This is a genomic window from Hyphomonas sp. (assembly GCF_040882205.1).
In the GTDB taxonomy this organism is placed as follows: domain Bacteria; phylum Pseudomonadota; class Alphaproteobacteria; order Caulobacterales; family Hyphomonadaceae; genus Hyphomonas.
In genome coordinates, this window is sequence record NZ_JBBEBT010000076.1 from 1 (window position 1) to 6,686 (window position 6,686).

Annotated in this window: 6 protein-coding genes and 1 pseudogene; 4 read left to right on the plus strand and 3 right to left on the minus strand. The window is 64.6% G+C overall.

Going from position 1 to position 6,686, the window contains the following annotated elements; genetic code table 11:
* Window positions 1-490, plus strand: a pseudogene (aat, locus tag WEA77_RS03255) (leucyl/phenylalanyl-tRNA--protein transferase); the annotation flags it as partial.
* Between the two features lie 32 nt (window positions 491-522).
* Here aat and WEA77_RS03260 read toward each other — a convergent pair.
* Genes WEA77_RS03260 through WEA77_RS03270 form a run of 3 tightly spaced genes read right to left on the minus strand, consistent with a single transcriptional unit; the run spans window position 523 to window position 2,016 of the window.
* A complete protein-coding gene (locus tag WEA77_RS03260) occupies window positions 523-1,104 on the minus strand; it encodes a DUF2155 domain-containing protein (RefSeq protein WP_368066426.1) in 582 nt (193 codons plus the stop codon).
* Entirely contained in the window at window positions 1,101-1,631 is a 531-nt protein-coding gene (locus tag WEA77_RS03265; protein WP_368066427.1) for an outer membrane lipid asymmetry maintenance protein MlaD, read from the minus strand. The genes WEA77_RS03260 and WEA77_RS03265 overlap by 4 nt, the downstream gene beginning before the upstream one ends.
* Window positions 1,624-2,016, minus strand: a complete 393-nt coding sequence (locus tag WEA77_RS03270; protein ID WP_368066428.1) for an NADH:ubiquinone oxidoreductase subunit NDUFA12 — start codon at window positions 2,014-2,016, stop codon at window positions 1,624-1,626. The genes WEA77_RS03265 and WEA77_RS03270 overlap by 8 nt, the downstream gene beginning before the upstream one ends.
* A 167-nt stretch (window positions 2,017-2,183) precedes the next feature.
* Between WEA77_RS03270 and WEA77_RS03275 the strand changes: the two genes are divergently transcribed.
* The 3 genes from WEA77_RS03275 to WEA77_RS03285 all read left to right on the plus strand — a co-directional run bounded on the left by WEA77_RS03275 (window position 2,184) and on the right by WEA77_RS03285 (window position 6,250).
* On the plus strand, window positions 2,184-4,427 hold the full coding sequence (locus WEA77_RS03275; RefSeq protein WP_368066429.1) for a hypothetical protein: 2,244 nt from the start codon (window positions 2,184-2,186) through the stop codon (window positions 4,425-4,427).
* 158 nt (window positions 4,428-4,585) lie between these two features.
* On the plus strand, window positions 4,586-5,338 hold the full coding sequence (locus WEA77_RS03280) for a pentapeptide repeat-containing protein (RefSeq protein ID WP_368066430.1): 753 nt from the start codon (window positions 4,586-4,588) through the stop codon (window positions 5,336-5,338).
* A 159-nt stretch (window positions 5,339-5,497) separates the two neighbouring features.
* Window positions 5,498-6,250, plus strand: coding sequence for a hypothetical protein (locus tag WEA77_RS03285; RefSeq protein ID WP_368066431.1), 753 nt, complete (start codon window positions 5,498-5,500; stop codon window positions 6,248-6,250).
* Window positions 6,251-6,686 lie beyond the last annotated feature (436 nt).

A 6,686-nucleotide genomic window follows, 5' to 3' on the forward strand; every position in this document is an offset into this window, starting at 1 on the left:
TCTCTTCCTGGTCGATCCAGAACTGCGAGGCCTGCTGCCGCTCGATGCCTTCCATATTCCGAAACGCCTGACGCGCCGCATCATCCAGGACCCGTTCCGCGTTACCTTCGACACCGATTTCACGCGCGTCATCGAGGCCTGCGCCGAGCCGCACGACGCGCGCCCGAGCACCTGGATCAATTCCGGCATTATCAATCTCTACAGCGCGCTGCACCGGCAGGGGCATGCCCACTCGGTCGAATGCTGGGACGGCGAGACGCTGGTGGGCGGGCTCTACGGAGTGGCCATCGCAGGCGCCTTCTTTGGCGAGAGCATGTTCTCGCGCGCCACCGACGCGTCAAAGATTGCGCTGGTCCACCTTGCAGCGCGGCTCATCGACCGGGGCTTCGCATTGCTGGACGCACAGTTTTACAATCCGCATCTGGACCAGTTCGGCCTGATCGAAGTCACACGCGAAGAATTCCGTACACGGCTGAAACGTGCGCTGAAGGTCAGCACCAGTTTCCATCCGCCGACTGAGGATCAGTCGATGGGTTCGGGCCCGGCCGGAACGTCCTCGATCACCGGGGCTTCATCCGTCTCGGCAACGCCAGCCGGCATGTCGTCCACCAGCGGCTCGTCGCCGAGCGGCACGATCACGCGGTCGGGCAGCTTCACGGGCGCGGGGGCCGTGCAGCGGATCACCCAGATATCATAGACCGGGTGCTCGAGGGCGCTGAGGCCGGGCGAGGATGCGTACATCCAGCCCGAGAACACAACCGGGTTTTCCGCAAGCGCCAGCGTTGCGGCGGCTTCCCTGTCTCCGGCCGCAGAAGATTCAAGCTGTTCTTCGGCCACCGGCCGGGTTGAGGATATACGCAGGAACGCGGCGCTTTCCGGCACTTCTTCCGGCGGGGTCTGGAAACAGCGCTTCAGGTCGATGCTGAGCGAGCCGAACACGACCGGCTCGCCGACCTTCACTACGATGTCCGTCGAGCGGCCGGTGATCTTGTCGAGCGCGCGCAGGGTGGCGCGGTCCTGCTTCGCATAGGTCGCTGCGACCGCAAGGCCGGCCAGCGAAAAACCCACCACCGCAATCGCGGCGCCGCGCAGAAGCGATTTCATTCCACAGTCTCCAGCGGATCATCAAGGGCTTCAAGATCGTCAAGTTCAGGCGCGTCCGTTGACGTATTTTGTGACGAGCCACTGCCTGAAGCGAAGGAGGCAAACAGCGTCAAAAGGTCCACACTGCCGCGCGTATACTGGATCTCGCCTGTTCCATCCTGGGCGATATTGTCAAAGCCGGCACCGGGCTCCAGCGCGATATAGGCGCCGCCAAGCAGGCCGTCGGTCGAGACGCGCGCGTCGGTATCGTCCGGCAGCACCCATTTGGAATCGAGGCTCAGCGTCAGCACCGCTTCGAAGCGCTCCGGATCGCCCTCGATGACTTTGACCACGCCGGCCTTGACGCCTGCGATGCGGACATCCGAGCCGCGCGCGAGGCCCGACACACTGTTGAAGCGCGCGGTTACTTCATACTGCGATGAGCCTGTTGAGGCTTCCCCGCCGCGCGCCAGCGCGAACCAGAGGAAGAAGGCCGCAACGCCGACAACCAGCGCGCCGATCAGGGTTTCAAAGAATGATTCACGCATCAGGTTTCCAAGCCTCGTAATCAGCGTCAGATTTCTGGCGATTGTCGCCGGCTGCCAGGCTGCCTTTCGGCTTGGTCGCATAGGGGGTGCCGGTCATGTTCGGCCGGTGGTCGGTTTCCCATTCGCGCCGGTCGAGCGGCATCTTGGTGGGCGGGGCGTCCAGCGTGTGGTGCAGCCAGCCATGCCAGTCTGCCGAAACCTTTGACGGCTCGGCGAGACCGTTATACATCACGTAGCGGCGGCGGCGGCCCTCGATGGAGGGCTTGCGCTCCTCGTAATAGCGATTGCCATACTCGTCTGCGCCGATCTCGATGGCACGTCGCCCGATATCGAACGCGGCCCCCACCGTATGACCGCTCCACCAAGTGAAAATCTGTTTCAGCATGGGGTTTCCTGACCTCACTTGATGGCTGCAATATGGCTCTGCGGCGGCAATTAATCCATCCACTGCCTGCAGGCAATCTACCCTGTTGGAAGCCCCTTGCCCGGGCTTGCAGCAGGAGCGCCCGCAAGGCACCCTCAGCTGAACTGATTCGGCGCGGGACCCCATTCATGTCAGCTAAATCTCCAAGCGACCTGCTGGAAGCCGCCGAATCCGACGGGCTTGTCTCCCCCGAAATGCGCCTGCGGGACGTCCTGCGATCAGCCGGTCGCCCGCCCCAGCCACTGAACGCGGCGGCTCTCCGGGACGTCCGCTCGGCCTGGTCGGCTGCCAACTTGCTGGGCGTCTCTCAGCTTGCCACCGCCGAGATGCTGGAACGCCTCGGGGATGCACCTCGCAACGCCGAGCTCGCTGAAGCCCTCGCCGCCGGCCTGCCGCAGGATGTTCTGGAAGAGGCGCTCCGCCAGCCGGGCGGTATCCTGAAGACCGCCGCCTCGCTGCGCGCCGCTGCCGTCAGCACCCCCTCGCCCCGCCCCGGCGTGTTCGAGGCGGGCCATATCGACAGCGCCTTCTCGGAAAGCCTGCTCGGCGCGCTCGAGGAAGGCGCCGAGATCCATCTGATGCGCGCGCCCCTGCCGGAAGCGGGCACACTCTGCCGCGTGCTGGATGTGGCGCAGGCGGTTGGTCCGGCCGGACTGGAGGCGGACTATCTCGTCGCCGCCGTCGATGCCGCCTCGCGCAGCCTCGGGGACGGCATGCTGGTTGTTGCCGGCCTCGGCGCCGCCGTCCTGTCGCTGGGTCTCGACTACGCCTCAGAAACCGGTGTCGCCGTCGGCTCCGCCCTGGCGGCGCTTGTGAAATCAGCTGCCAGCGGCGCCGCTTTCCCAGCGGCGCAGGGCCGCCTGCTCGGCCTTGAAGGCATTAAAGCCACGGGCCGCCGCCCCTGCCAGCTGGCCATCCTGCCGCTGCGCGACATGGCCCATGTCCTGCCCGAATGCGAAAGCGAGGGCGCCGCCCCGGTTCGCACCGTGCTCGCCTATGGCGAAGACGCGCCAAGCCTCAGCCGCGCCGCCCGCTTTGGCCTTGCCCGCCGCGCGCCGGACCAGCTGCCGCTGCTGCTGGACCGCCTCGCCCTTGCTGGAGAGCACGATCTCGAAACTGCGCTCGGCCGCAACAAGCTGCGCGACCGGGGCTTTACCGACGATGCCATCGAGCGCGTCACCCGCGCCATCGGCGACGGCCTGCCGCTGAACGCCGCCTTCTCCCGCTGGGTGCTGGGCGACGAGATCATCATCAATGATCTCAAACTGTCGCCAGAGCGGTTCGACTCGGACGGCAAGGCGCTGCTCTCGGCGGTTGGCTTTTCAAAGAAGGACATCGCCGCCGCCGAACTCGCCATCGATGGTGCGATCGAGGAAATCGCCGGGAAAGGCCTCGCGGCTGCGGGACTGTCCCTGCAGGTTTCTGCCGATGCCGAGATCCGCTTCACCGCCGCCGCCTCCAGGGCGCTAGGCGGCATGGGTATGCTGCGCGCGCCGTCTGCACAGGGCCTCGAACTGGCCGAGTCAGCCATGGCCGCCGGGCTCTCTGCCCTGATGACCGGTCACCGCGCACCACCCTCCGAAGACCTCCGGATGCGCATGGAGCAGATCATCTCGCTCGCCGACGAGATCGCTGAAGACGCCGGGGCGCTGCCCGATCTGCCGGCGCTCACGGACGAGCCGCCCGCCCGCGTGCGCCGCACCCGGCTGCCCGACCGACGCAAAGGCTATATCCAGAAAGCCACTGTTGGCGGGCATAAGGTCTACCTGCATACCGGCGAGTTCGATGATGGCAGCCTCGGTGAAATCTTCATCGACATGCACAAGGAAGGCGCCGCTTTCCGCAGCCTGATGAACAATTTTGCGATCTCGGTCTCCCTCGGCCTGCAATACGGCGTGCCGCTGGAAGAGTATGCCGACGCCTTCGTCTTCACCCGGTTCGAACCGGCGGGTGCCGTCACCGGCAATGACCGGATCACCAATGCCACCTCTATTCTGGACTACATTTTCCGGGAACTTGCGGTGTCATATCTGGGCCGGGCCGACCTTGCCGAAGCGGACGTCACGCACGACGGGCTCGGGCGTGGCGCCGGGGATGCGACGCGCGGAGAGACCGCGCCATTCACCACAGAAGCCGCCCAAATCATCTCGCGCGGCTTCTCGCGCGGGCAGCTGCCGGACAATATCGTCATCCTCGACAAGCGCCGCGCCGAGAAGGCCGCCGAGGAGCCTGACGCTGCGGCAGAAGACCTTTCCCCCGCCTATGTCTCGCAGGCCTGCCCGTCGTGCGGCAGCTTCACACTGTTCGAAGCCGGCCCCGATGGCCACCTTGCGTGCGACACCTGCGGGGAAGAAAGCCGGGCGAGCCAGTAGCCTCACAAGCGATCTGCCGGCGAACCCGCCCCCTCCCACGGGAAAAAACATGACCGGCCGGCAAGACTTATTGCTTTCTGGCAACAGTCGTGCCGCATTTACAGTTCTTACAGTTTGTTCAGTTTAGACCATATCCGGAAACCGCTATCCCGAGTTCTATGGACAACCTGAATCTGCGTCTCGTATCCCTTGCTGGTGCTTTCGCGGCCATCGCCGCACCCGGCGCATTGGCTCAGGGTCAACCCGTTGCCTGGTCGCCGAGCTATGTCGGCACCTGCGCTACCTGCGAACTGTCGGGCCGCAACCTGACCGGCTGGACGCTGGCCGGGGCCAACTATTCGGAAGCCAAACTGGACTATTCGGTGATGCGCGGCGTTCAGGCCGCTGCCGTGAATTTCGAGGGCGCAGACCTCACCGGCGCGGACATGCGCGGCGCGGTTCTGACCAATGCCAAACTCGCCGGTGCCATTTTCGCCGGCACGCGCCTGCAGGAAATCAGCGCCGCTGGCGCTGACCTGCGCCGCGCACTGATGCACGGCGCCAGCCTTCAGGACGCCGTAATGATCGGCGCCAATTTCGAAGACGCCGAACTGATCATCGCCCGTCTCGAAGGTGCGGACATGTCCGGTGCCAATTTCGAAGGCGCGATGCTGGACCGCGCGAACCTGCGTGGCACTAACTTCAACGGCGCCAACTTCAAGGGTGCCCGTCTCAACGGCGCAGACATCACCGGCGCCTCGTTCAAGGACGCCCGTTTTGCCGGCGCCAATCTCGCGACCGTGAAGGGCTTCAGCGAAGCCGACTTCGAAGGCGCCTGCGGATCGCTTTCGACCCGCCTGCCCGCCGAAGCCCGCCTTCCGCTGTGCACCACGACGCAGCTCGCCGCGCGCCTTGGCTCGGACCTCGACTAGTCAGGTCTGCGCAGAACACCCTTAGGCCCGCCTTGCAACTGGACTTTGCATTACCTCAAGCTAGTGCGCCACGAACCTTTCGGCAGACGCGCTGAACTTTTCGAAAATTGCATCAAGCGCTCGCTCCGGAGCTTGTCCGGTTAAGCACGGCTTGGCGAATTGCTCCAGCGCCTCGCCTTTTTGCCCGGTGTCCAGACACAGCTACAATCCATTCCGGCTCCTCAGCCTGCCGCTCGGCGCAAACACCTTGAAGCTGCCCCGACAGGGGCGCGGACAGGCGTCCGAAAGAAGGGCAAGCTGAATCTCGTCCACCTCTGCCTCGACGCGTCCTGCCAGATTTCTGCGGCCAGCAAGATGGAGCGTATTGCCGGCGCCCTCACTGCAGATGGTATTGTTGCTGCCGAAAGCGGACGAAACATGCCGCGCATCATGTCAGGCGACGCCGAGTTCGCGTGCGAGGCGCGTCGCCGGCTAGGGACCGGTGATGGCTTCAACCAGCGCCAGCGGCACTGGCAGGGACGCAGAGATGCCGGTCGTTCTAATCACGCCGCGATCAGCGACATAACGGCGGTCAGATACCCAGGTCATCCCCGGGCTGATGTGCGCCGGTTCGCTGCGGTGAAACCAGTGCGTCGTTTCCCGCCGCCCCTCACGCAGACCGGCATGACCGAGAGCCAGCCTGCCCGCGCACACGCCGACGATTTGCGCACAGCTGTCCAACTGTCGCTGTATCCAACGGACTGGCGCAGGCGATTTCGGATCGTGCAGTGCGGGCACCGTCAAGTAGTCGGCTCCGTCCTTGTACGCCGCATCAAAATCAGCCGCCGTCAACTCCTATTCCACGGACAGAACGGGCATCATGCGCGCCAGGCCGGGCTCCTGTGCGACGCAGAAAAAATCTGCCCTGCCTGATCGTTTCAGCACGCTTCAGGGAATGATGGCGTCGGTCCTCTCCGAACCGCGATTGTCCAGCAGAACCGCAATCACCGGACGCGCCGGTTTCGGCGGCCGCATCGCGGAAAGCGTCGCTGCGTGGTCTTCTGCAGGCACCGGAGCCGGCAGCGCGCCGGCTTCTTTCAGAGAGGCACGCGCAACCAGCGCAGGGGCCATTGCCACAGTCCGTCAAAAGTCGCGGCGGTGCATTTTTTATTTCTCTTCCCGGTTCAGATGGGAGAAAGATGCGTCAGGTCCGCTTTGGCAGAAATAACAATGATCCCTTCATTTCAGCCAAAATAACCAGGGCCCGGCTCTGGAAGGCGTAACAAGAGGCAGGCGCGGCACATGCTGCCGGACGCGCTCTTGAATAGCGGCCGGTTGAGATCAGCTTGGTTTGGCGAAGACCCGCACC